Annotated in this window: 17 protein-coding genes and 1 pseudogene; 11 read left to right on the top strand and 7 right to left on the bottom strand. The window is 69.2% G+C overall.

Translation table 11 applies throughout. The features are described from left to right. Positions 1-28: 28 nt before the first annotated feature. Entirely contained in the window at positions 29-1,240 is a 1,212-nt protein-coding gene (locus ABZX12_RS34665; RefSeq protein WP_355699665.1) for an MFS transporter, read from the top strand. Between the two features lie 4 nt (positions 1,241-1,244). Continuing rightward, positions 1,245-1,694: a YbaK/EbsC family protein gene (locus ABZX12_RS34660; RefSeq protein WP_355699664.1), complete on the top strand. Its 450-nt coding sequence runs from the start codon at positions 1,245-1,247 to the stop codon at positions 1,692-1,694. On the opposite strand, the gene ABZX12_RS34655 is transcribed toward ABZX12_RS34660, so the two are convergent. Both ABZX12_RS34655 and ABZX12_RS34650 read right to left on the bottom strand, forming a co-directional pair. Further along, entirely contained in the window at positions 1,691-2,593 is a 903-nt protein-coding gene (locus tag ABZX12_RS34655; protein ID WP_355699663.1) for a helix-turn-helix domain-containing protein, read from the bottom strand. The two genes, ABZX12_RS34660 and ABZX12_RS34655, sit on opposite strands and share 4 nt — an antisense overlap. A 2-nt stretch (positions 2,594-2,595) precedes the next feature. Beyond that, entirely contained in the window at positions 2,596-4,269 is a 1,674-nt protein-coding gene (locus ABZX12_RS34650; RefSeq protein ID WP_355699662.1) for a glycoside hydrolase family 18 protein, read from the bottom strand. A gap of 416 nt (positions 4,270-4,685) precedes the next feature. Between ABZX12_RS34650 and ABZX12_RS34645 the strand changes: the two genes are divergently transcribed. Continuing rightward, on the top strand, positions 4,686-5,483 hold the full coding sequence (locus ABZX12_RS34645) for an HAD-IB family hydrolase (protein WP_355699661.1): 798 nt from the start codon (positions 4,686-4,688) through the stop codon (positions 5,481-5,483). Positions 5,484-5,776: 293 nt separating this feature from the next. Here the strand turns inward: ABZX12_RS34645 and ABZX12_RS34640 are convergent, their stop codons facing one another. Next, entirely contained in the window at positions 5,777-6,550 is a 774-nt protein-coding gene (locus ABZX12_RS34640) for a cell filamentation protein Fic (protein WP_355699660.1), read from the bottom strand. A 191-nt stretch (positions 6,551-6,741) separates the two neighbouring features. Here ABZX12_RS34640 and ABZX12_RS34635 point away from each other — a divergent pair, with 191 nt between their 5' ends. The 4 genes from ABZX12_RS34635 (at position 6,742) to ABZX12_RS34620 (ending at position 12,673) form a co-directional block, all read left to right on the top strand. Continuing rightward, the gene (locus ABZX12_RS34635; protein WP_355699659.1) at positions 6,742-8,805 is read left to right on the top strand and encodes a CDP-glycerol glycerophosphotransferase family protein; all 2,064 of its coding nucleotides are present in this window, start codon (positions 6,742-6,744) and stop codon (positions 8,803-8,805) included. A 133-nt stretch (positions 8,806-8,938) separates the two neighbouring features. Further along, entirely contained in the window at positions 8,939-10,603 is a 1,665-nt protein-coding gene (argS, locus tag ABZX12_RS34630; RefSeq protein ID WP_355699919.1) for an arginine--tRNA ligase, read from the top strand. 11 nt (positions 10,604-10,614) lie between these two features. Continuing rightward, positions 10,615-11,652 carry an alpha/beta hydrolase-fold protein gene (locus ABZX12_RS34625; protein WP_355699658.1) on the top strand — a complete coding sequence of 346 codons (1,038 nt, stop codon included), beginning with the start codon at positions 10,615-10,617 and terminating at the stop codon, positions 11,650-11,652. A gap of 40 nt (positions 11,653-11,692) precedes the next feature. After that, entirely contained in the window at positions 11,693-12,673 is a 981-nt protein-coding gene (locus tag ABZX12_RS34620) for a GNAT family N-acetyltransferase (RefSeq protein ID WP_355699657.1), read from the top strand. Here the strand turns inward: ABZX12_RS34620 and ABZX12_RS34615 are convergent. Then, on the bottom strand, positions 12,662-14,140 hold the full coding sequence (locus tag ABZX12_RS34615) for an MFS transporter (protein ID WP_355699656.1): 1,479 nt from the start codon (positions 14,138-14,140) through the stop codon (positions 12,662-12,664). The two genes, ABZX12_RS34620 and ABZX12_RS34615, sit on opposite strands and share 12 nt — an antisense overlap. Before the next feature lie 125 nt (positions 14,141-14,265). Between ABZX12_RS34615 and ABZX12_RS34610 the strand changes: the two genes are divergently transcribed. Further along, a complete protein-coding gene (locus ABZX12_RS34610; RefSeq protein ID WP_355699655.1) occupies positions 14,266-14,865 on the top strand; it encodes a helix-turn-helix domain-containing protein in 600 nt (199 codons plus the stop codon). Here ABZX12_RS34610 and ABZX12_RS34605 read toward each other — a convergent pair. Together ABZX12_RS34605 and ABZX12_RS34600 are read right to left on the bottom strand one after the other, a co-directional pair. Beyond that, positions 14,825-15,343: a dTDP-4-dehydrorhamnose 3,5-epimerase family protein gene (locus tag ABZX12_RS34605; RefSeq protein ID WP_355699654.1), complete on the bottom strand. Its 519-nt coding sequence runs from the start codon at positions 15,341-15,343 to the stop codon at positions 14,825-14,827. The genes ABZX12_RS34610 and ABZX12_RS34605 overlap by 41 nt on opposite strands. After that, complete coding sequence (locus ABZX12_RS34600; RefSeq protein WP_355699653.1) at positions 15,340-16,545, bottom strand: DUF2786 domain-containing protein; 1,206 nt, start codon at positions 16,543-16,545, stop codon at positions 15,340-15,342. The genes ABZX12_RS34605 and ABZX12_RS34600 overlap by 4 nt, the downstream gene beginning before the upstream one ends. A gap of 192 nt (positions 16,546-16,737) precedes the next feature. Here ABZX12_RS34600 and ABZX12_RS34595 point away from each other — a divergent pair, with 192 nt between their 5' ends. Beyond that, the gene (locus tag ABZX12_RS34595) at positions 16,738-18,132 is read left to right on the top strand and encodes an FAD-binding oxidoreductase (protein ID WP_355699652.1); all 1,395 of its coding nucleotides are present in this window, start codon (positions 16,738-16,740) and stop codon (positions 18,130-18,132) included. A 239-nt stretch (positions 18,133-18,371) separates the two neighbouring features. Here the strand turns inward: ABZX12_RS34595 and ABZX12_RS34590 are convergent, their stop codons facing one another. Further along, positions 18,372-18,791 (bottom strand): ester cyclase, encoded by a 420-nt coding sequence (locus ABZX12_RS34590; RefSeq protein ID WP_355699651.1) that lies wholly within the window; start codon positions 18,789-18,791, stop codon positions 18,372-18,374. Positions 18,792-19,200: 409 nt separating this feature from the next. Here ABZX12_RS34590 and ABZX12_RS34585 point away from each other — a divergent pair, with 409 nt between their 5' ends. Together ABZX12_RS34585 and ABZX12_RS34580 are read left to right on the top strand one after the other, a co-directional pair. Further along, positions 19,201-20,805, top strand: a complete 1,605-nt coding sequence (locus tag ABZX12_RS34585) for a DUF222 domain-containing protein (RefSeq protein ID WP_355699650.1) — start codon at positions 19,201-19,203, stop codon at positions 20,803-20,805. Positions 20,806-21,027: 222 nt separating this feature from the next. Continuing rightward, positions 21,028-21,909: pseudogene (locus ABZX12_RS34580) on the top strand (IS256 family transposase); the annotation flags it as partial. Positions 21,910-21,997 lie beyond the last annotated feature (88 nt).

Here is a 21,997-nt window from a genome sequence, read left to right as displayed (position 1 = left end):
TCGGAAATCCCGTGCGACCGTCGAAGACATGCACCAGTCCGTCGCCCACCAGACCGGGTACCTGCCCGGCGACCCGGAGTACCGCAAGCTCTCCGTCGCACTGTTCGCGGCCGGTCTGGCGACATTCGCACTGCTTTACAGCACGCAGCCACTGCTGCCGGAGCTCGTCGACGCCTTCCATGTCTCCCCCAGCCAGAGCGCCTTCAGCGTCTCGTTCGCGACGTTCGGTCTGGGGCTGGCGTTGCTGATCGCCGGTCCGGCATCCGAGGTCCTAGGCCGGACCAACCTGATGCGCTGGTCGGTCGCCGCGACGTCGGTCTTCGCACTGCTCAGCGCATTCGCGCCGACCTGGCACCTGTTGCTGGCCTTGCGGGGTCTGCAGGGAATCGCGATGGCCGGCCTTCCAGCCGTCGCCATGGCGTATCTGCGGGAAGAGGTGCACCAAGAAAGCCACGCACGCGCCAGCGGCCTCTACATCGCCGGTACGGCGGTCGGCGGTATGGCGGGACGTCTCATCGCCGGCGGGTTGTCCGACCTCGGCGGATGGCGCTTCGCTACCGGCGGCATCGCCTTGGTCGGCGTACTGTGCGCCGCTGTCGTCTGGCTGCTCCTGCCGGCGTCACGGAACTTCCACCCGACCGCCGCGCGACCACATGACCTCTTCCGCGTACTGCGGGACCCGGCGCTGCTGGCGCTCTACGGGATCGCCGCGACGGCGGTGGGCGCGTTCGTCGCCGTCTACAACGGAGCCGTCTTCCGCCTGTCCGGTTCGCCGTACGAGATGAGCGCCGGCGCGGCCGGGCTGGTGTTCTGCGTCTATCTGCTCGGCTCAGCCGGGTCAGCCACCGCCGGAACGTTGGCGGATCGCTACGGCAGGCGCAAGGTGGTGCCGGTCGGGTGTCTGATCACTCTGGCCGGCGTGGCGATCACCCTGGCCGCGCCGCTACCGCTCATCATCCTGGGGCTGGCTGTGATGACTGCGGGATTCTTCGCGGTGCACGGCGTGGCCAGCGGCTGGGTCCCGGCGAGGGCGCACGCGAGCGGAGTCGGAACGGGGCGGGCGTCGAGTATGTACCTCTTCGCGTTCTACCTGGGGTCCTCGGTCTTCGGCGGCCTGGCCGGTACGGCGTGGAGCCACGCGGAGTGGACCGGAGTCGCCGGGGAGGCCGGGGCGCTGTTCCTCGTCACGTTGATCCTCGCCGTCCTGCTCCGGAACGTTCCCAGCCGGGTGCAAAACTGATCCGGTGACCAGAGCCACGGATGCTGCCGACCAGTTGGGACTCACCTACGAGGTGACCAGACACGGCCGGGTGAACTCACTGGAGGAGGCCGCGGCGGCCCGCGGGATCGAGCCGGCGCGGCTGATCAAGACGATCGTCGTCCGGCTGTCCGACGACGACTACCGGTTCGTGCTGGTGCCGGGCGACCGGGAGATCGCGTGGCCGAAGCTGCGCACGCTGCTCGGCGTGAACCGGATCTCGATGCCCGACAAGGACACCGCGTTCGACGTCACCGGCTACGTCCGCGGGACGATCACGCCGCTCGGGAGCACGCACGCCTGGCCGGTGATCGCGGACGAGCGGATCACCGGCACGATCTCCATCGGCGGCGGTGACCACGGCGTCGGGATCACCGTCGACGCCGGAGCCCTCACCAAGGCCCTCAACGCCACGGTGGCTGACGTCACCGACTAGACGAGTAGTCCTTGCTGGCCTGCTCGGAGTCCTGCCTGGAAGCGTGTGGTCGCGTCCAGTGCTTTCAGGATGCGCTGCATCCGGCGTTCTACTGTGCGTTGGGCAACCCCCAGTCGGCGGGCGATGGCTTGATCCGTCAGGCCAGCAGCGGCCAGCGAGAGCAGCTGCTGGTCCTCCGAGGTCAACGGACCATCCGAGGACACTGACGGCGTCAGCGGGCTGGCTTGCTGCCACAGCAGGTCGAAGAGGCGCAGCAGGGCGTCCAGCAGGCTTGACTGACCGAGCTCCACCACGACGTCCGGAGCCGTCGGCAGCAAAGCGGTACGGCGGTCGACGACGACCAGCTTCAGCGGTACGTCGCGCAGCATCCGGCAGCAGCCGGACGAGCGAGCAGCCGCCAGGTCGCCCGGCTGGGACAGTGAGTCCATGTCGTAGATCGCTCGGTAGGTGATCCCGCGCGGGACGGCGACGTACGGCACGCGGTCCAGCACGAGCACCTCGTCCTGCGCACACTGCTGTGCCTGGTAGAAGCGCTGGGCGATCGCCTCGGCGCCACGGACGACCGTGAACGCGTCCGGCTGACGGAACTCGGCCGTCAGCACCGCAGCGCCCAGCCGCGCCTCGACGATCGCCGCCTGCTTCCGGAGCGCGAGCAGCTCGACCGCGGCCTCCGGTACGGCGGGCAGGTACCTGGCCGGACGGCCTGGCGTACGGGACGCCAGGCCGAGGGACAGCAGTGACTTCAGGTGCCGGCCGACGCGGTTGGCGGGCCAGCCGACGTACGAGGCCAGCTCGGTCGCAGTGGACTCCGGGCGGGCCAGAAGCGCCCGGTAGAGCTGCTCGTCCTCCGAGCAGACACCGAGCGCCTCCAGCAACGGAGTCGGTCGATAGTTGTGCATGATCAGGACAGCGAATGCACGTGGCCGCCGACCTGGGTCGCGAACTGGTTGCCGTTCGACGCGTCCCAGTTGGTCGACCAGGTCATCGCACCGCGCAGCGACGGCCAGGGAGTGCTCGGCTTGTAGTTGCCGCACCCGGTGCCCTTGGTCAGGCAGTCCAGTGCGTTGTTGACGACCGACGGCGCGACGTACCCGCTCCCGGCTGCCCTGGACGACGCCGGCAGGCCGAGACCGACCTGGTCGGGACGGAGCCCGCCCTGCAGCATGATGCAAGCCTGGGCGGTGATGAAGTCGACCGAGCCCTGCGAGTACACCTGGCCGTCGCAGCCGTTCATCGAGCCGGAGTTGTAGTACTGCACGTTGACGATGGTCAGGATGTCCTTGATCGCCAGCGCGAGCTTGAAGTACTCGAACGAGGTGCTCTGCATGTCGATCGTCTGCGGCGCCATGGTGATCACCAAACCGCTGCCGAACTGGCTCTGCAGGCTGTGCAGCGCCTCACCCATGTACTGCGCGTTGACGCCGTTCTCCAGGTCGATGTCGATCCCGTCGAACCCGTAGGTCCGCAGCACCGAGAGCGCACTCGACGCGAAGTTGGCCGCGGCTGTGGGGTCCGCCACCGAGATGGTGCCGTTCTGGCCGCCGACGGACAGGATGACCTTCTTCCCGGCCGCCTGCTTCGCGGCGATGTCAGCCTTGAACTGCGCGACCGTGTATCCGCCGAGCCCGGCACTGTCCAGTGTGAACGTAATGCCGCCCGGCTTCGACGGATCGGCGTCCGCAAAGGCGACCGCGATCAGGTCGTACGCCGCCGGCACGTCGGAGATCTTCTGCACCGTCGCGCCGTTGTTGAAGTTTTGCCAGTAGCCGGTGAGGACATGCGACGGGAGGGCAGCGGGCGGGTTGGTGCCGCCCTCGGACGTGGTGCCGGACACCGCAGGGCCGTACGCCGAGCAGTTGCCGCTCGGGTCACACGCCCGCACCTTGAACGAGTACGCGGTGGAGGCGCTCAGCCCGGTAGCGGTCCAGGTCGTCACGTTGCCGACGCTCTGCGCCGCCCCGGTGTCGCGGACGACGTCGTAGTGGTCGATGCCGTTCGCGTCGGACGCCGCGGACCAGGTCAGCTTCAGCGAGTTCGAGGTTGGGCTGCCGACCGTCAGGCCACCCGGCGTCGAGGGCGGCGTGGTGTCCTGCGTCCCGCCGGGCCCGTCCAGTACGACGTCATCGACCTGGTACGCCGGCAGCGCGTACCAACTGTGGACGTAGATCGTGACGGAACTGGAGGCGCCAGTGGTGAACGGCACCGTCAGTTGGCTCCAGCCGGAGCTGGTCGTCCACGTCGACGGACCGCCGTCGACTCCGAGGTAGACGTTCGAGCCCTTGACCCACGCCGAGAGCGTGTACGCCGTATTGGGCTGGACTGCTATCGACTGCGAGCACCGGGCGATGTCGCTCCCGCTCGGTGTCGCCGACAGCGCGTACGCGCCGGAGTGCGGGGCGGTCGTCGTGACACTGCCGGCCGGGCACGACCAGCCGGAGAGCGTGCCGGACTCGAAGCCGGCGTTCGTGACGAGGTTGGTGGCCGCGGAGGCGGGACCGGGGACCAGGAAGGCCATGACTACGACGAGCAGGCTGATGACGACCGCTGCCTGGGGGCGGTGTGCAGGCGGTTTCATGCCTTACAACCTGTGACCGCGCAATTACATTGTCAAGACCCTACATAAAGTGAGAACGCTCCCACGCGCAGAAAAGCGAGAATCTTTACGCTTACTTGGCTGAGCCGGGAAAGGCGACGGCCCCCGGCGGGGGGGTGACCGGGGGCCGTCTTCGGCCACGGGCTCGGGGGGAGGAGCCGGGGGCCGTTCAGGAGGCGACAGTCTGCCACTGTCAGGGGGTATGTACCCCCCTAGACCGGGCCTCACACATCTCAGTTCGATTTCAACCGATTATGTGGCACCCAGGCGCTGGTTTCGCCCGATCGAGCGCTTCCAGCCAGTGTCACTGTCACACTGCCCACCAGTCTAACGGGATACCGGCCCACACAAAAGCCCGGGTCCCCCGGCGTTTCGCCCCGATCTCTATCCTCGACTCCATGGCGCACCCTGGGACGGCTCGATCGGCGGCATTCTTCGATCTGGACAAGACCATTCTGGCTCGCTCGAGCACGCTGGCCTTCTCACGGCCGTTCTACGCCGGCGGCCTGATCAACCGGCGGACTGTGCTGCGCAGCGCCTACGCCCAGTTCGTCTACCTGCTCGGCGGCGCGGATCACGACCAGATGGAGCGGATGCGGGAGTACATCTCCGCGATGTGCACCGGCTGGGACGTGTCGACGGTGAAGGCGATCGTCGCCGACACCCTGGACCACATCGTCCGGCCGATGATCCACAGCGAGGCGGTGGAGCTGATCGAGCAGCACCACGCGGCCGGCCGCGACGTGGTGATCGTGTCGTCGTCGGGCGCCGAGGTGGTGGAGCCGATCGGCGCGATGCTCGGCGCCGACCGGGTGATCGCGACCCGGATGGTAGTTGCTGACGGCAAGTACACCGGCGAGATCGCCGAGTATGCGTACGGTCCGTACAAGGCGACCGCCATCCAGGCGCTGGCCGCGGCGGAGGGTTACGACCTGGCCGCGTCCTACGGATACTCGGACTCGATCACCGACGAGCCCCTGCTGGCCGCCGTCGGGCACCCGTACGCGGTCAACCCGGACAAGGCGTTGCGCCGGGTCGCGGTCGAGCGCGGCTGGCCGATCCTGGAGTTCGCCGAGCCGGCCGAGCACCTCGGTTTCCAGGGCGTACGGCGTCCCGCGCTGGCGGCCGGGGTGGTCGCCGCGATCGCCGCGGGGGCGCTGTTGCTGGCCTCCCGCCGCCGGTCCCGGGCGAGCTGAAAGCTGAAGCGCGCTTCATACTTCTCAACTCCATGAAGCACGCCGCATCCCCTTCCCAGAAAGGGGTTTCAGGAGTACAAAGGAATCAACAAAGGACCTTCGGGTCCGGTAGAGATTGCACGGGAACCCAGGTACCCACGCGGCGACCAGCCCATCCCAAACGGGCAGCGCGACCCAGGCCAGTCCTGTGGCGGCAAACCGGTGCACGCATGGTAACCAGGGCGACGTGCCAGCGACGGCGTTCTCCCAGGAGAGCGCCGTTCGCACGTTCGGCCGAGCGTCCGGGCAAGCCTTCAGGAGGCGAGCGGCGAGAGCTCGGCACCTTTTGTCACGACCTCGCAGGATCGCAACAGCCAATCACGGACACCCGTCAGTCCTCGCGCTGTGTAGTCGGTGAGGCCGGACGCATAGCTGGCCCGCAACACATAGTGACCGCCCTCGGGGACCGTGACCGCGACCGGGTCGATGCCCCGGGCAACCAACAGGCAGCGCTCGGCGGCCCGGGCGACCAGTCCGTTCGCCGCCGGGAACGGGCGCAGCACGGCGAGCTCGGCGTGCACGATCGCCGCGACGACCAGGCCGGGCGCCTTCGTCGGGCGGGTGAGGTTCTGCGCGAGAGCGCTCAACCGCTCCCACATCTCGTCGGCGCCGGGTGCCGGCGGCAGTCCGGGAATGTCGTCCGGTACGGGTTCCGCACTGGTCCGGAGATGACCCAACTGGTCTTCGGAGAGCAGATCGGCCGCGGCCAACTGGTGCAGTCTGGTCCAGACCTGCACCGGGGCCTTGTCGAGCTGCGGAGCCAGCGTCATCAGTTCGCCGGTCAGCCGGACCGCGCCGGAGGCCAGCCCGTCGGCGGTGCCCCGGCGTACGTCGTCCGGTGTCGCCGTACTGCCGGCCAGCGCGGCGGACGCGTGCGCACCACGCAGCAGCGCCTCCGCGGTCATGTCCGAACCGACCCGGCGTAGGCCCCGGTCCCGGAGCAGGACGTCGACCGCGTCCCGTGCCGCCCGGGCCGCCGACCCGACCCCCTCCAGACCACCCAACGGCTCGAACACGTCAACACTCATACCTGCACCCTACGGCCGTGCCTGGCGGCCCCACGTCTACTGCGCGGCACTCGGCACGGCATCTCGACGCACTGGAGCAAAGGACATGATGGATCCGCATCGCGCCCTTCGCTCCAGCACGCCGAGCTACCGCGCCGAGCACCTGCTCGCGACGACGTGGGACCACCAGGCACGGCCTAGGATGAGGAGGCATGGCGCTCGGCACCGTCCCCAGGTTCAGCATCGTGGTCCCCTGCCATGGCTCGCGGGCGTGGCTGCGGCCGTGCCTGGACTCGGTGCTCGGTCAGTCGTTCACCGATTTCGAGGTGATCGGGGTCGACGACGCGGACCCGGACGGCTCCGGACGGATCCTGGACGAGTACGCCGCCGCCGACCCGCGGGTCCGGGCGCTGCACCTGGAGGAGAACATCGGCCTCGGCCCGGCCCGCAACGCCGGCCTGAAGGAGTGCCGCGGCGAATACGTGCTCTTCCTGGACGCCGACGACGAGTACCTGCCCGGCTCTCTGGAAGCGATCGCGACCAGGATCGACAACGCGCGGCAGCCGGACATCGTGATGTTCGACTACGAGCGGATCTACTGGGACGGCCGGGTGCTCGGCAGCCAGCGGCACGACGCGTTCGCGCGCGAGGGCGCCGGGGTGTTCACGGCGGCTGAGCGGCCGATCTTCCTGACCTTTCTCGAGGTGGTCTGGAACAAGGCGCACCGGCGGGAGTTCCTGACCCGGCACGGTTTCGCGTTCACCAGCGGCTTCTACGAGGACGCGCCGTGGACCTACTCGACGATGCTCACCGCCGAGCGGATCGCGACCCTGGACCGGGTCGTCGTGCACTACCGGCAGCACCGGACCGGCGGCAACATCCACGCCACCAGCGGCCGCCGCCAGTGGGACATCTTCGACCAGTACGACCGGGTGCACGCGTTCATCCAGTCCGACCCGGACCTGGCCGGCTGGCGCCGGTTCGCCTTCGACCGATCGCTCGATCACATCCTCGCCGTGCTCGCCAAGCCCGAGCGGATCGACACCGAGGACCGGGCCGAGTTCTTCCACGCCGCCCACGCGTTCGCGAAGCGGTGGAAGCCCGAGGGCTACAGCACCGACCGGACGGCCCGCGGGTTCAAGCGCTGGCTGCTGATCCACGACGACTACGCGACCTACTCGACGCTGAAGCTGAGCGCGCGGATGCTGCAGGTCCCGAGCCCGCGCAAGCGCGTCGGCAAGCTGCTCCGGCGCGGCAAGCTGGATCCGAACCTGGTCGCGTATGCCGCGGGCCGGTTCACGCAGTACGCCGGCAACCCGCGCGCGATCTGCGAGAAGGCTGCCGAGCTCGCGCCGCACCTGCGCGGCGTCTGGGTCGTCGACGACGAACACGTCGGCGCGATCCCGGAGGGCGTCGAGTACGTCGTCGCGGACTCCCCGGCGTACGAGAAGCTGCTCGGCAAGGCGACGTACTTCGTCAGCGACGCGAACTGGCCGAAGGACCTGGACAAGCGCCAGGGGCAGGTGCACCTGCAGACCCAGCACGGTACGCCGCTGACGACGGTGACGCTGCCCGTGGAGGGCAAGGACGAGCTGATGCGCGCGGTCGACCGCTGGGACTTCAATCTGTCCTCGAACCGGTACTCCTCGGAGATCTGGGAGCGCATCTACCCCTCGTACTTCGAGGAGCTCGAGTACGGCTACCCGCGCAACGACCGGCTGCTGACCGCGACCCTCGACGAGGTCCGCGCGATCCGCGCCGGACTGGGGTACGACGACTCGCACCTGGTGATCCTCTCCGCGCCGGCGTCCGACGAGCACCTCGATCCGGACCGGCTGGCGACCGCGGCCGGCGAGCACGCCCGTGTGCTCGGCACCGAAGGACAGGCGCAGGTCGAGGACCTGATGCTGGCGGCCGACGTCCTGGTCTCGGACCACTCGTCGATCACCTTCGACTACGCCAATCTCGACCGTCCGATCCTGCTCCTCACCGGCGACCGGACCGGCACGTACTTCGATGTCGCCGAGTTCCCGCCCGGCGTGGTCGCGCGCTCCGCCGAGGAACTGTTCGCCGCGCTGCGCAACGGCACGTTCGCGGCGCCCGAGGCGGCCAAGCACCGGCACCTGTTCCGGGAGAAGTTCTGCGAGTTCGACGACGGCCGCGCGGCCGAACGCGTCGTCCGGCGGGTGTTCCTGGGCGAGCTCGAGGTCCCGGCGATCACGCCGTTGGCCGACCGGTCCCCGGCCCCCTCGGCGTACTTCGTGCATAATGGCTGACATGTCGATCAGCCTGAAGCCTGTCCACACCTCGCGTGTGCGCTTCAGCCTGCGACGACGACGCACTGTCTGAACACCTCAGCCTGTTCCAGTCGCGTCATCTTCGGTGAAGGACCACGTCATGTCCGCAGTTCTGCCTGTCCTGTCCACGAGACTGTCCGCTGCCGCCGCGGCCGCCTTCGGTACGCCGTACGACCCGGAGTTGCGGTCGGCGACCAAACCCGAGTTCGGGCACTACCAGAGCAATGTCGCGCTGCGAATCGGCAACGCCCTCGGCCAACCGCCGCGGTCCGTCGCCGAGCGCCTGATCGCCGAGCTGCGGCTCGACGACCTCTGTTGGCCGCCGCAGATCGCCGGCCCCGGATTCATCAATCTGACGTTGCTGCCCGAGACGCTCGCCAAGGCGGTCAACGAGCCCGAGACCTTCGGCAGCAACGGCCGGCGGGTCGTCGTCGACTACTCGCAGCCGAACGTCGCGAAGCAGATGCACGTCGGTCATCTGCGGTCGACGGTGATCGGCGACGCGCTGTGCAAGGTGCTCGAGTTCGTCGGGTACGACGTGATCCGGCAGAACCACGTCGGCGACTGGGGCACGCAGTACGGGATGATGATCGAGCAGTTGCTCGACGAGGGGATCACCGCGCAATCCCTCGATCTGCAGGGATTGCAGCAGCTGTACGAGCGGAGCCGGAAGCACTTCGACGCCGACGGAGCCTTCGCCGACAGGTCGCGGCTGCGGGTCGTCGCGCTGCAATCGGGTGATTCGGAGACGCGGACGATCTGGCGGCACATGGTCGACGTGTCCCTCGACGACTTCGACCAGGTCTATACCTTGCTGGGTTCTGCACTGACCAGACAGGACGTCGTCGGCGAGAGCGCCTACAACGACGACCTCCCGTACGTCGTCAGCGACCTGGAGCAGCAGGGTCTCCTGACGGAGTCCGACGGCGCCGTGTGTGCGTTTCTCCCCGGGTTCCAGGGCCGGGACGGCGATCCGCTTCCGGTGATCGTCCGGAAGTCCGACGGTGGATTCGGCTACAGCGCAACCGACCTCGCCGCCGTACGTCACCGGGTGCGCACCCTGAAGGCGGACCGGATCGTCTACGTCGTCGACCACCGGCAAGCCCTCCATTTCGACATGATCTTCACCCTCGCGAGGGCCGCCCACTGGCTCGACGTACCGGCAGAGCACGTCTCGTTCGGCACCGTCCTCGGACCGAACGGAAAACCCTTCAAAACAAGAGAAGGCGGCACGGTCAAGCTCGTCGACCTGCTCGAGAGCGCGGTCGCCCGGGCCGACGCGCTGCTGGCTGGGCGGGAAGGTGTCGACCGGGCAGCTACCGCACGAGCCGTCGGGATCGGTGCGGTCAAGTACGCGGACCTGTCGAGCGACCGGGGCAACGACTACGTGTTCGACCTGGACCGGATGGTCGCGATGACCGGCAACACCGGCCCGTACCTGCAGTACGCCCACGCCCGGCTCACCAGACTGCTCTCCAAAGCAGACGTGTCAGGTGAGGTCACCGAGCTGAAGGACCCGGCCGAGCAGCGGCTCGCTCTCCTCCTCACCGGCTTCGGCGCGGTGGTCGCACAGGTCGCCGAGACACTCCAGCCGCACAGACTCTGCACCTATCTGTACGACGTCGCTTCGGCGCTCTCGGTGTTCTACGAGCAGTGCCCGGTGCTGAGCAGCGAAGGCGAGACCAGAGCAAGCCGGATCGCCCTCTGCACCGCGACCCGGAAGGTGTTGCAGGATGGACTCGGCCTGCTGGGGATCGAGGCCCCCGATGCGATGTGAGTGGAGGACCGATGCTGCCGTGGTCGGCCGAGTTCAAGGGACGTCTGGACCAGACGACGTACACGAGTGACCTGCTCCGCGGGAACCCGCTGGGCGATCCGCACGAGCGGCCGGTGCTGGTCTACCTGCCGCCGGGGTACGACGACCCGGACAACGCGGGCGAGCGGTACCCGGCGATCTACGTGACGATGGGCTACACCGGCCACGTCGGCATGTGGTTCAACCGGGTCCCGTTCCGGCAGCCGTACCCGGAACTGCTGGACGCGATGTTCTCCGACGAGAGCCTGCCGCGCGCCGTCGTCGTGTTCGTCGACTCGTGGACGAAGTACGGCGGCAGCCAGTGCCTCGACTCCCCCGGCACCGGGCAGTACCAGTCGTACCTGTGCGACGAGATCGTGCCCTGGGTCGACGCGACGTACCGGACGATCCCCGACCGCGACCACCGCGCCGTCACCGGCAAGTCGAGCGGCGGCTACACCGCGATGGTGACGCCGCTGCTGCGCCCGGACGTGTTCGGGGCGCTCGCGACGCACGCCGGTGACGCGCTCTTCGACGTCTGCTACCGACCCGAGTTCCCGGAGCGGGCGCGGACGCTGCGGGACAAGTACGACGGCAGCTACGACAAATACTTCGAGGTGCTGGCGACCAAGACCGGCCGGACCACCAACGAGGACCTGCACCTGCTGGAGATGTACGGCTACGCGTCGGCGTACTCCGCCGAGCCCGACGGCACGGTGCTGATGCCGTTCGACGACCTCGGGGCGATCATCCCGGACATCTGGGCGCGCTGGCTGTCCCGCGACCCGGTCGAGATGGTGAAGGAGCCGCAGTACGCCGAGGCGCTGCGCTCGTTGCGCGCGGTCTGGATCGACGCCGGCCGGCAGGACGAGTACTACCTGGATCTCGGCGCCACCGCGTTCCACCGGGCCGTCCGCGAGGCCGGTCTCGCGGACGAGCGGATGCACTTCGAGTTGTTCGAGGGCACGCACGGTGGGATCGAGTACCGCTACCCGATGGCAGTGCGCTGGCTCGCCGAGCAACTCGGCTAATTGACGTGCCGTCGCCGGGTGGACGCCGTACGGTCGAGCCATGAACTGGCCGGAGGGGATCACGGCGCGCCCGATCGACACGGGTGACGTCGAGGCGTGGGCGGTGTTGATGGCTGCCAAGGAGAAGGCCGACCAGGACGGCGAGAACTTCGCCGCGGAGGACCTGGCCGAGGCCGTGAACCGCCCGAACGTCGACCTGGACCGGGACAGCATCAGTCTGTGGGCCGACGGCCGGATGGTCGGCTACGGCCAGCTGCACGTGCCGCACACCGTGGTCGACGTCGACCGGGTGCGGACCGAGGGCACGATCGACCCCGAATGGCGGCGGCGCGGCCTGGGGACGGTGCTGATGCGCTGGCTGATCCAGCGCGCCGGCGACGTGCACGCCGTCACCCACCCGCAGGTGCCCGGCCTGGTCGGCACCGGCGCGGCCAGCGACAACGTCAGCGCGACCAGCCTGTTCGAGGGCCTGGGTTTCAAGCCCGAGCGGTTCTTCTTCGACATGCGGCGCCCGCTCGACCAGCCGGTGCCGGAGGCGTCGGTGGCCGACGGGCTCCAGCTGACGGGCTACGACCCGGCGTACGAGGAGGCGCTGCGGCTGGCGCACTTCGAGGCGTTCTCCGACCATTGGGGCTGGACGCCGCCGGAGCCGGAGACATGGCGCTCACGGTCGATCGGTTCGCGGGCGTTCCGCGCCGGGCAGTCGTACCTCGTGCTCGACGGCGACACCGTCGCGGCATACGTGAACTGCTACGAGTGGGAGGCCGACACCGAGGCGACCGGCGTCCGCGAGCTGTACATCGGCCAGGTCGGCACGCGGCGCGCGTACCGTGGCCGCGGGCTGGCGCGGGCGACCATCGCGAAGGTGCTCGCCGAGGGCGCACAGGCCGGCTACCAGCGGGCCGGTCTCGGCGTCGACGCCGACAACCCGACCGGTGCACTCGGCCTGTACGAGAACCTCGGCTTCACCACTCACAAGAAGTTCACCGACTACGCGCTGCCCCTTCCGTCAGACGTGTGAGTCCGCGACGACCGGGGCCTCGACCGGCTCCGGCTCGCTGCGGAACCACGTCCACGGCCGGACGGTGAACACGATCATCGCCAGGCTGACGGCCGCGTAGACGAGCGCCCCGACGAACGCTGCGTGTACGCCGTCGACCAGGACCTCCCGCGGCGCGGTCGCCGTCGAGTTGCGGCTCGCCGTACCGAAGATGGTCACCAGGATGCCCAGGCCGAGCGCGCCGCCGACCTGCTGGACCACGTTCAGCATGCCGGACGCGGCGCCCGAGTCCTCCGGCGCGACGCCCGAGATGGCCCGGCCGACGAGCGGGATGAAGATCATCCCGGCGCCCGCTCCGAACAGCAGCATCGGACCGACCACGTCGTGCAGGTAGGTGCTGTGCGCGTCCAGCCGGGTCAGCCAGATCGTGCCGAGCGTGACCAGGGTCGACCCGGCCACCAGCAGCTTCGCCCCGTCGATCCGGGCGACCAGCTTCGGTACGACGCGCGACGCGGTGAACAGCAGACCGGTGAGCGGCAGGAACGCCAGACCGGCCGTCAGCGGGCTCAGCGCGAGCACGCCCTGCAGGTACTGCGTCAGGAAGAAGAACATCCCGAACATCGTCCCGACCACGAGCAGCATGGTGAGGTACGACGCCGACCGCTGAGCGGACTTGAACAACCGCAACGGCACGATCGGGTGGCTCACGCGGCGCTCGATCAGCACGAACGAGACCAGCAGCACGACACCGGCCGCGAACGCGACCAGGACCTCCGCCGACGACCACCCGGCCTCGGCGACCCGGATGAACCCGTACACCAGCGAGGTGATGCCGAGCGTCGAGGTGAGCGCACCGGCCACGTCGAACCGGCCGGTCTCCGGCGCGGTCTCGGTCAGCACGCGGCGGGCCGCGAAGACCAGGGCGATACCGATCGGGACGTTGATGAACAGGCCCCAGCGCCAGGACGCCCAGTCCGTCAGCATGCCGCCGAGCACCAGGCCGACGCTGCCGCCGCCGGAGGAGATCAGGCTGTAGTAGCCGAGCGCCTTCATCCGCTCGGGACCTTCGCGGTACGTGAGCATCAGCAGCGTCAGGGCCGCCGGCGCGGCGATGGCGCCGCCGATGCCCTGGAGGACGCGCGCCGCGAGCAGCAGCTCGGCATTCGGGGCGAGGCCGCCGAGCAGCGAGGCGAGGGTGAAGACACTGATACCGGTGATGAACACCCGGCGGCGGCCGAGCAGGTCGCCGGCGCGGGCGCCGAGCAGCAGCAGACCGCCGAACGCGAGCGCGTAGGCGTTCTGTACCCACGACAGGCTGGACGGGCTGAAGTGCAGTGCCTCCCGGATGTGCGGCATGGCGATGTTCACCACGGTGGCATCGAGGATGACCATCAGCTGGGTGATCAGGATGACTGCGAGAACGACCCCCGGCCGCCGCGCAGGCGTGCCGGTTCCGGCGCCGGCCGGGCCTGAGGATGTTGCCGACATATTGCTCCTTACCCCGGAGGGGCTACAGTTGTGGAAGGAAAAGCGGAGTGTTCCTCCGGATACGATACGGAGGCACCCTCCGCTTTGCAAGCGATATTCTGGACGGACCCGTGAGGAGGTCGAACTTGGCGCCGCAACCCCTGCCGTGCGCACGGCCCACCCGTGCGGACGCCGCCCGGAACTACGACCGCCTGGTGACGGCCGCCCGGGAGACCTTCGGCGAGCACGGCACCGACACCTCGCTCGAGGAGATCGCCCGCCGGGCCGGAGTCGGCATCGGCACGCTCTACCGCCGGTTCCCCAGCCGGACCGCGCTGCTGGAGGCGGTCTACGTGGACGAGATCCAGTCCGTCTGCGACCGGGCGTACGACTTCGACCGGGAGCTGGAGCCGTTCGACGCGCTGGCCGCGTGGCTGCGCAGCTTCGTCGGCTACGGGCTGTCCAAGAAGAGCCTGGCCACCGAGCTGATCGACGCCCTCGGCAAGGAATCGCCGTTCTTCAAGGCCTGCAAGGTGAATGTGCAGGAGGCCGGGCAACTGCTGCTGGACAAGGCGAAGGCGACCGGCGACGTCCGGCCCGAGCTGGAGCTGGCCGACGTCATGCGACTCGTCGGCGGCATCACCCACAACGCCGACACCCCGCCGGAGCAGGCCCACCGCCTGCTCGACATCGTGCTGTGCGGGCTCAGGCCCGCTGCTCCCGCAGCGCAGCCAGCGAAGGGCTAGCGGCATCCCGCTCGGTGTACTTGAGCTCCCGGACCGGCCACTCGATGGCCAGCTCCGGGTCGAACGGGTCCACCGCCACCCGCTCCGGCGACCAGTGCTCGTTCACCAGGAAGTTGTACGTCGTGTGCGGTGCCACCGTGCAGAACGAGTTGCCGACGCCGCGCGGCACGTAGAGTGCGTCCGACGGACCGAGCTCGAACGTCTCGACGCGGCCGAAGGAGTCGTTGTCGCGGAGGTCGACGATCGCGGCGAACACCCGGCCGGACGACGGCGACAGGTACTTGTCCCACGGCTCCGCGTGGATCCCGCGGACGATGCCGGCGTCCTCGAAGTACGCGACGTTGTGCTGGACGACGACCATCCCGAGCTCGGCCAGCTTCTCGCGGTGGAAGTTCTCCTTGAACCAGCCGTCGTCGTGCGGCTGGACCTGCAGCCCGACACGCACCACTCCCGGGATCGACGTCTCCTCGGTCCTCACCGGCGCACCTGCCGACGGGCCTCGAGCTGCGCCTGGTCGGCGGCGGCCAGGCCCGCGTGCCACCCGGCGCCGTTGGTGATACGGGTCCGCCTGGTCGTCGTCCTCGGGAACAGCTGGGTGAACAACGCGTCCACCTGCTCCTCCCGCTTGGCCAGCACCGGCAGCAGCCGGCCGGCGTCGGCCTCGGGCACGGCGGCCTGGGTCGCGGCGGAGGCCTGCTCGAGCCGCTCGGCGATGCGCTGCGCATAGGCCATCAGGAACGACTGCCGGAACGACCGGGTCCGCGACTCGCCGCGGTGGCCGATGTGCTTGCCGGCGGCAATCATCGCCCGGTTCGCCTGGACCAGCAGCGAGGTGCTGAGGATCTCGGTGAGCTGCAGATCGAGCTCGGCGCCGACGATCGTGACGACGGCCAGGTCCTCGATCACGACGGTCCGGCAGCGGTTCGCCGCGGCGACCGCGCCGACCAGCTGCGCCTTCGCCGAGACGTACGGCGTGTCGATCCACAGCCGGCGCGCCGACGAGTCGTCCGGAATCTCCTCCTCCGCCGTCACCAGCACACTGTCCAGCGAGAACTTGGCCATCAGCTCCTGCGCCTTCCCGGACATCGCTTCCGCCTCGTCCGGGAACTCGGTCGCTTCCGCCTTCGCGAGCAGGGCCCGGATCCGCGCCAGCAACTTTGCGTCCACCGGTACGGCGGGGCGCGCCGGGCGGGCCGGCGCACCGGGCAGCGGGAGCAGGCGGGCCATCACCGGCAGTGTCTGCAGGAAGCCCGCAAGCGCGAGCGCGTGATGCAGGCTCAGGTAGCGGCCGACCCGCGCGGTCGCGGCCCACGCGGTCAGGCGCAGCTCGGCGAACGGCTGCGGCACGCCGAGATCGGTGAGCTGGTCGAGCCAGCGCGGATCGATGGCGGCGGGAGCATACTGCTGGTGCTCGGCCGAGATCGCGGCAAGCAACAACGGCTCGACGGCTGCCTCCAACTGCCGCCGGCCGTGCTGGACCACATCCGCCGGCGCCCAGCCGCGCTCCCAGGCGCCGCGGACCAAGGCATTCAGGAATCCTTGCAGGCAACGATCAACGGCCGCCTGGTCGCGCTCGTCGTACGCACCCAGCCTGGCCAGCTGGGCGTCCGCGCGGTCGTCGGCGCCGGCAACGGCGGCCGCCGCGGTCGGCAACAGCCGGAGGATTTCCTGATCAGTCACGCGGACGAGTCTGACAGTCGCGCACCGTCGACCCAAACGACGTCCGCCGAATCTGTGGACAACTCCGGCGGTAGATCAAGGCGAAGGACGATTCGGACAACGCGTTCCACCGGAATCAGAACATCAGACCGTTGCTTTGAGCCCGCGTCGGGACGATCCTGCCTGTAGGGGACATCACAGGGGGGCTTCGTCATGACTCAACTTGCCGGCAGTGGGATCGGCGATCTACGACAGAACTTCGAAGGATCGGTGCTCGGCCCGGACGACGGCGGGTACGACGACGCGCGCAGGCTGTGGAACGCGAACCAGGACCTGCACCCGACCGTGATCGCCCGGTGCCGGAGCGCGGCGGACGTCAGCCGTGCTGTGCTGTTCGCGCGTGAGCACGGACTGGAGATCGCGGTCCGTGGCGGCGCGCACAGCATCAGTGGCATGAGCTCGGTCGACGACGGGCTGATGATCGACCTGAGCGAGTTCAACGAGGTCACGATCGATCCGCAGGCGCGCCGGGCCCGGGCCGCCGGCGGCGCGTTGCTCGGTCAACTCGACGCGGCGGCACAGGAGCACGGTCTGGCGACGCCGGCCGGCATGGTGAGCCACACCGGTGTCGCCGGACTCACGCTCGGTGGCGGGATGGGCTGGCTGAGCCGGAAGTTCGGTCTCAGTATCGACAACCTGCTGTCGGTCGAGGTCGTCACCGCGGACGGCCGCATTCTGCGCGCGTCCGACGACGAGAACCCCGACCTGTTCTGGGCGATCCGCGGCGGCGGCGGCAACTTCGGCGTCGTGACACAGTTCGAGTTCCAGCTGCACGAGGTCGCGCCGATGATCCAGTTCGGCATGATGTTCTGGGACCTCGACCAGGGCGCCGAGGTGCTGCGGATGGCCCGCGAGGTGATCGCGAAGCTGCCCGCCGAGGTGAACATCGTGGTGGGCGCGGTCAGTGCACCGCCGGCTCCGTTCGTGCCGGCCGAGTACCACTTCCGGCCCGGGTACGCGCTGATCGTCCCGAGCTTCGGGTCGGCCGAGGAGCACGCGGCCGTCCTGGACGAGATCCGCGCGACGGTGCCGCCGCTGTTCGAGTTCGCCGCCCCGATGCCGTACCTCGCGCTGCAGCAGATGCTCGACGAGGCGAACGGCTGGGGATTCCACGCCTACGACAAGGGCTTCTACCTCGACGACTTCACCGACGAGGCGATCGCGGTGATCACCGAGCACGTGCCGCGCAAGCAGTCGCCGGGCTCGGTGGTGCTGTTCTACCGACTCGACAACGCGTACTCGAAGGTCCCCGACGACGCCACCGCGTTCAGCGGCAGCCGGGCGCCGGGGTACGCCGGTTTCATCATCGCCGTCTGCCCGACGCCCGAACTGCTCGAGCACGACCGGGAGTGGGCCCGCTCGTTGTGGGCGGCAACAATCCCGGTGAGCCGCGGGATCGGGAGCTACGTGAACGCGATCAGCGACACCGGCGTGGACGACCGGGTGCGCGCGTCGTACGGCGCGAAGTACGACCGACTGGCCGCGATCAAGGCGACGTACGACCCGGAGAACATCTTCCACCGGAACGCGAACATCAAGCCCGCCTAGTACTCCGGCCGTAGTTCGTGATCAGGCGGGTTGGACCGTCTGATGGCGGTGGTGGCAGTCGCGTGCGCGGTCTTGGTGGCGGCGTCGCCATCGTGACCAGTGCAGCAGGTGTCGGATGCCGTGTCGGGCGTGGTTGACGAGCCGGGTGAACAACGGCTCGTGCGGTCCAGCGTCGCCACGACGTCCAGCGACGGAGAGTGTTAGGGGATTCGCTGGCACAGTTCGTCGCTGTCGGGCGGTTACTGACCGAGGCCACCGAGCTGGAGGATCATCGCGAGGTCGTCCCGGATCGCCCAGCGCTCAGCGATCCGGCCCTCGCGCAGCCGGTACGCGAACGCGACGTCCCTGGTGCAGACACCCTCGGACAGGTCGAAGCCACGGAAGCTGCCGCCGGGCCAGTGCAGCTCGCGCGAGCCGAACTGCACGACCAAGTCCTCCTCGGCGACGACGAACGACTCCACCCAACGGCCTGGGTGCCGGTCACGGCGAGCCGAGGTCAAGAACTGCCTGGTGCCCTCGATCCCGGGCGGCATATGTGGGGCAAGCGCGTGGTTGACGAGGTCCGGAGTGCAGAGCGCGTCGAGGCGGGACAGGTCACCTGTGCCGTTGCCGAGCTCGTCCAACTCCTGTACGACCGCCTTGTTCTCAGAGAGGTTCATGCCCCTCTCGATACCACTCGTCCGTACAGCGGGGAAGCGCCCGGCAGTGGCGCAGGCTCGTCCGGCCGACCCAGCCACGGTGGTCGCGCCGCCGGAGCATGTCTTCGTGCAGACCGGCCTGGAGTACTAGAAGCCCTCGGCTGAAGAAGGAGAGAGACCGGGAGTTCGCGTCCGTGGCCAGGTTTGTGGGCCGGTGACGCGCGCCGATGTCTATCGCCGTTCGGACCGCTCTCGGCTCACCGAACTCGTTCGCCTCACCAGTCGCTGGAGTTCTCCTCTCTCGGCCAGCCCTGAGCGGGGGCCCGGGGCCTTCTGCTGGGGTGTTTGCTGGTGTGGGCCCACGAAAAGCCCACAAAACAAGGGGATTCCGGCTCGGAAACTGTCGGTGGCGCCGTCTAGAGTCAATGCCATGGAACTTCTGGGCGAGCGGCCGGTGTGGTCGATGAGCGGCAGCGAACTGCTGTCCACTCTCGACGAGCTGGAGGCCGAGATGGCCCGCCGGGAGGCGTACCGGCTGAGCGTGATCGCCGCGATCGAGTCCACCGGGTACGCCGAAGAACTCGGGGCCCGCGACACCGCCGAACTCCTACGCTTCCGGTACCGGCTGGACGCCCCAGCCGCCCGCCGCACCCTCCGCCTGGCCCAAACCGCCCCGCACTACCCGGCCGTGGCGGCCGCCCTCGAGGACACCGCCTCCTGCGAGGAGACCGACGACGGTGCTGGCGGTGCTGGCGGTGCTGGTGCTGGTGCTGATGCTGGCTGGTTGCTGCGGCCGGCGCAGGCGGCCGCGATCGTGTTCGGGCTGGACCGGGTCCGCTCACGGGTGCCTGTGGAGCACCTGGACGCGGCCGCGGAGCAACTGGTCGGGCTCGCCGGTCACCTGTCGCCCGGCGAGCTGCGGACGGCCGCGAAGGAGATCGCCGACCTGCTGGACTCCGACGGCCCCGAACCCGAAGAACACAAGGCGTATGAACGGGAGTCGTTGACGCTGTCGGCCGCGGACAACGGCGTGAAGTTCCGGGGGTTCCTGGCCAACGAGAACGCCGAGCTGTTGCGGGCAGTCGTGCATGCCGGCGCCCGCCCGCACAAGACTGTCGACGGCGAACACGACCCGCGGCCACGCGACAAGCGCCAGGCCGACGCCCTGTCCACCGCCCTGGGCATCGCCGCCGCCGCGTGGGACACCACCGGCCCCACACCCAGCCCCACCACCGGCCCCACCACCGGCCCCGCCACGGGCACCGCGGGTGCCGCGGGTGCCGCGGCTTCGGCGGCTGAGAGCGCCGAGGACACAGCCAGTGCCGCGGGCGCCGCGGGGACCGGTGGTCGGGTGGCCGGGTTCGGCGCGAAGGCGACCATCACGGTCACGATCGACTTCGACGACCTCAAAGCCGCGACCGCGGACGCGGTCGGGCGCACCGTCTACAGCGGCGGGCTGTCCGCGGCCACGATCCGGCGGCTGGCCTGCGACGCGAACATCATCCCGCTGGTACTGGGGTCGAATTCGGAGCCGCTGGATGTGGGCCGCCGGGTGCGGCTGGTCACCAAGGCGATGCGCCGCGCCCTGGAGGCGCGTGACCGTGGCTGCGTGGTCTGTGGGGCGCCACCAGTCATGTGCGACGCCCACCACCTGATCTCCTGGATCGACGGCGGCGACACCAAAGTCTCGAACCTGGCCCTGCTGTGCCGCCGTCACCACACCGACCTCCACAGAGGCCGCTGGCACCTCACCATCCTCGACGGCATCGTCCGCGTCGCCCGCCCCAGCTGGGCCGAACCCGCACCCACCCCCGCCACAGCCCGACGCACCGCGCCTCCGCGCGCACGGCCACCAGGCAGCGGGCCAGACCCACGCGAGTCCGAGCCCACCCAGCCCACCCAGCCCGCCGAGCCCGCCGACGTCGGCCTGCGTGCGGCCGAGGGCGTCGCGGTGGCGACCGTCGTCGACCGGTCGCGATGGCGGGCCGACGAGGATGTGCTCCAGCAGGCGGCCGCGTTTGCCGCCACCGGTTGAGGCTGGCCAACAACACAACAACCTCCTACCCGCGGCATGCGGGCAGGAGGCTGTTGTGCTGCGGTAGGTCGGGAGAGGGCAAATGATTCCAGCCTCCTCCGACAGTCGAGTCCAGCAGAGTGGCGTACGGCGAGAGCCCGGAGCGTCGCGGGGAACGTGAACGCGGTCGTCGGGTGATCCTTCGAGTGAGCTCTCACAACCGACTCGAAGAAGGCAACCGCGATGACCGTTGGCTGCAGTATCGACCTTGCCGAGTTCTTGCACGAACATCTCGAGCAGGCCAGCCCGATCTGCTGCGCGAGTTGATGGAAGGCTTCATCACTACGCTGCTGTCCGCGGACGCCGACAGCGTGTGCGGTGCCGCGTTCGGGACGCGTGACCCGGGCCGGGTGAACTCCCGCAACGGCTACCGCCACCGTGAACTCGATACCCGGATCGGCACCCTGGACGTGGCCGTGCCGAAGCTCCGGGAGGGCAGCTACTTCCCGGACTGGCTGCTGGAACGTCGCCGGCGGGCGGAGGCGGCACTCACGAGCGTGGTGGCGACGTGTTACCTGCTCGGGGTGTCCACGCGGTGGATGGACCGGCTGGTGCAATCCCTGGGCATCACCGGCCTGTCCCGGTCCCAGGTCAGCGTGATGGCCCGCGACCTCGACGAGTTGGTGCGGGACTTTCGGGAACGACCCCTCAACGAAGGGCCCTACACGTTCCTGGCCGCGGACGCGTTGACAATGAAGGTCCGCGAGGGCGGCCGGGTGATCAAGATCGCGGTCATGGTCGCTACCGCCGTCAACGCCGACAGGCTCCGCGAGATCCTCGGCGTCGCCACCTCGGCCGCGGAGTCCGGGGCGGGCTGGAACAGCTTCTTCAAGGACCTGGTCGCCCGGGCCTTAACGGCGTCGCGTTGGTGACTTCCGATGCCCATGCGGGGCTGGTCGACGCGATCGGAGCCAACCTGCCCGGCGGGTCGTGGCAGCGTTGCCGCACTCACTACACCGCCAATCTCATGGCCACCTGCCCCAAACACGCCTGGGCGGGGTCAAAGCGATGCTGCACTCGGTGTTCGACCAGATCGACGCCACCGGCGTGCACACCCAGTACGACTGTGAGGATGAGGTGGTGCCGCCCCGGATCGTGGTCTGACCCGCGTTACGACTGGCCCTTGGGTGCCTTGTGTTTGATCTGTCGACTG

It is taken from the genome of Kribbella sp. NPDC003505, from assembly GCF_040610875.1.
GTDB lineage: Bacteria > Actinomycetota > Actinomycetes > Propionibacteriales > Kribbellaceae > Kribbella.
The sequence above is the reverse complement of the archived record's forward strand: the minus strand, read 5'-3'. Positions and strand labels throughout refer to the sequence as shown.

Excerpts from the sequence above, each read along its gene's own strand:
- ABZX12_RS34645 (WP_355699661.1), top strand. The coding sequence starts at position 4,686 with ATGGCGCACCCTGGGACGGCTCGATCGGCGGCATTCTTCGATCTGGAC.
- ABZX12_RS34595 (WP_355699652.1), top strand. The coding sequence starts at position 16,738 with ATGACTCAACTTGCCGGCAGTGGGATCGGCGATCTACGACAGAACTTC.
- ABZX12_RS34585 (WP_355699650.1), top strand. The coding sequence starts at position 19,201 with ATGGAACTTCTGGGCGAGCGGCCGGTGTGGTCGATGAGCGGCAGCGAA.
- ABZX12_RS34590 (WP_355699651.1), bottom strand. The coding sequence starts at position 18,791 with ATGAACCTCTCTGAGAACAAGGCGGTCGTACAGGAGTTGGACGAGCTC.
- ABZX12_RS34615 (WP_355699656.1), bottom strand. The coding sequence starts at position 14,140 with ATGTCGGCAACATCCTCAGGCCCGGCCGGCGCCGGAACCGGCACGCCT.
- ABZX12_RS34620 (WP_355699657.1), top strand. The coding sequence starts at position 11,693 with ATGAACTGGCCGGAGGGGATCACGGCGCGCCCGATCGACACGGGTGAC.
- ABZX12_RS34640 (WP_355699660.1), bottom strand. The coding sequence starts at position 6,550 with ATGAGTGTTGACGTGTTCGAGCCGTTGGGTGGTCTGGAGGGGGTCGGG.
- ABZX12_RS34635 (WP_355699659.1), top strand. The coding sequence starts at position 6,742 with ATGGCGCTCGGCACCGTCCCCAGGTTCAGCATCGTGGTCCCCTGCCAT.
- ABZX12_RS34655 (WP_355699663.1), bottom strand. The coding sequence starts at position 2,593 with ATGCACAACTATCGACCGACTCCGTTGCTGGAGGCGCTCGGTGTCTGC.
- ABZX12_RS34625 (WP_355699658.1), top strand. The coding sequence starts at position 10,615 with ATGCTGCCGTGGTCGGCCGAGTTCAAGGGACGTCTGGACCAGACGACG.
- ABZX12_RS34650 (WP_355699662.1), bottom strand. The coding sequence starts at position 4,269 with ATGAAACCGCCTGCACACCGCCCCCAGGCAGCGGTCGTCATCAGCCTG.
- ABZX12_RS34665 (WP_355699665.1), top strand. The coding sequence starts at position 29 with ATGCACCAGTCCGTCGCCCACCAGACCGGGTACCTGCCCGGCGACCCG.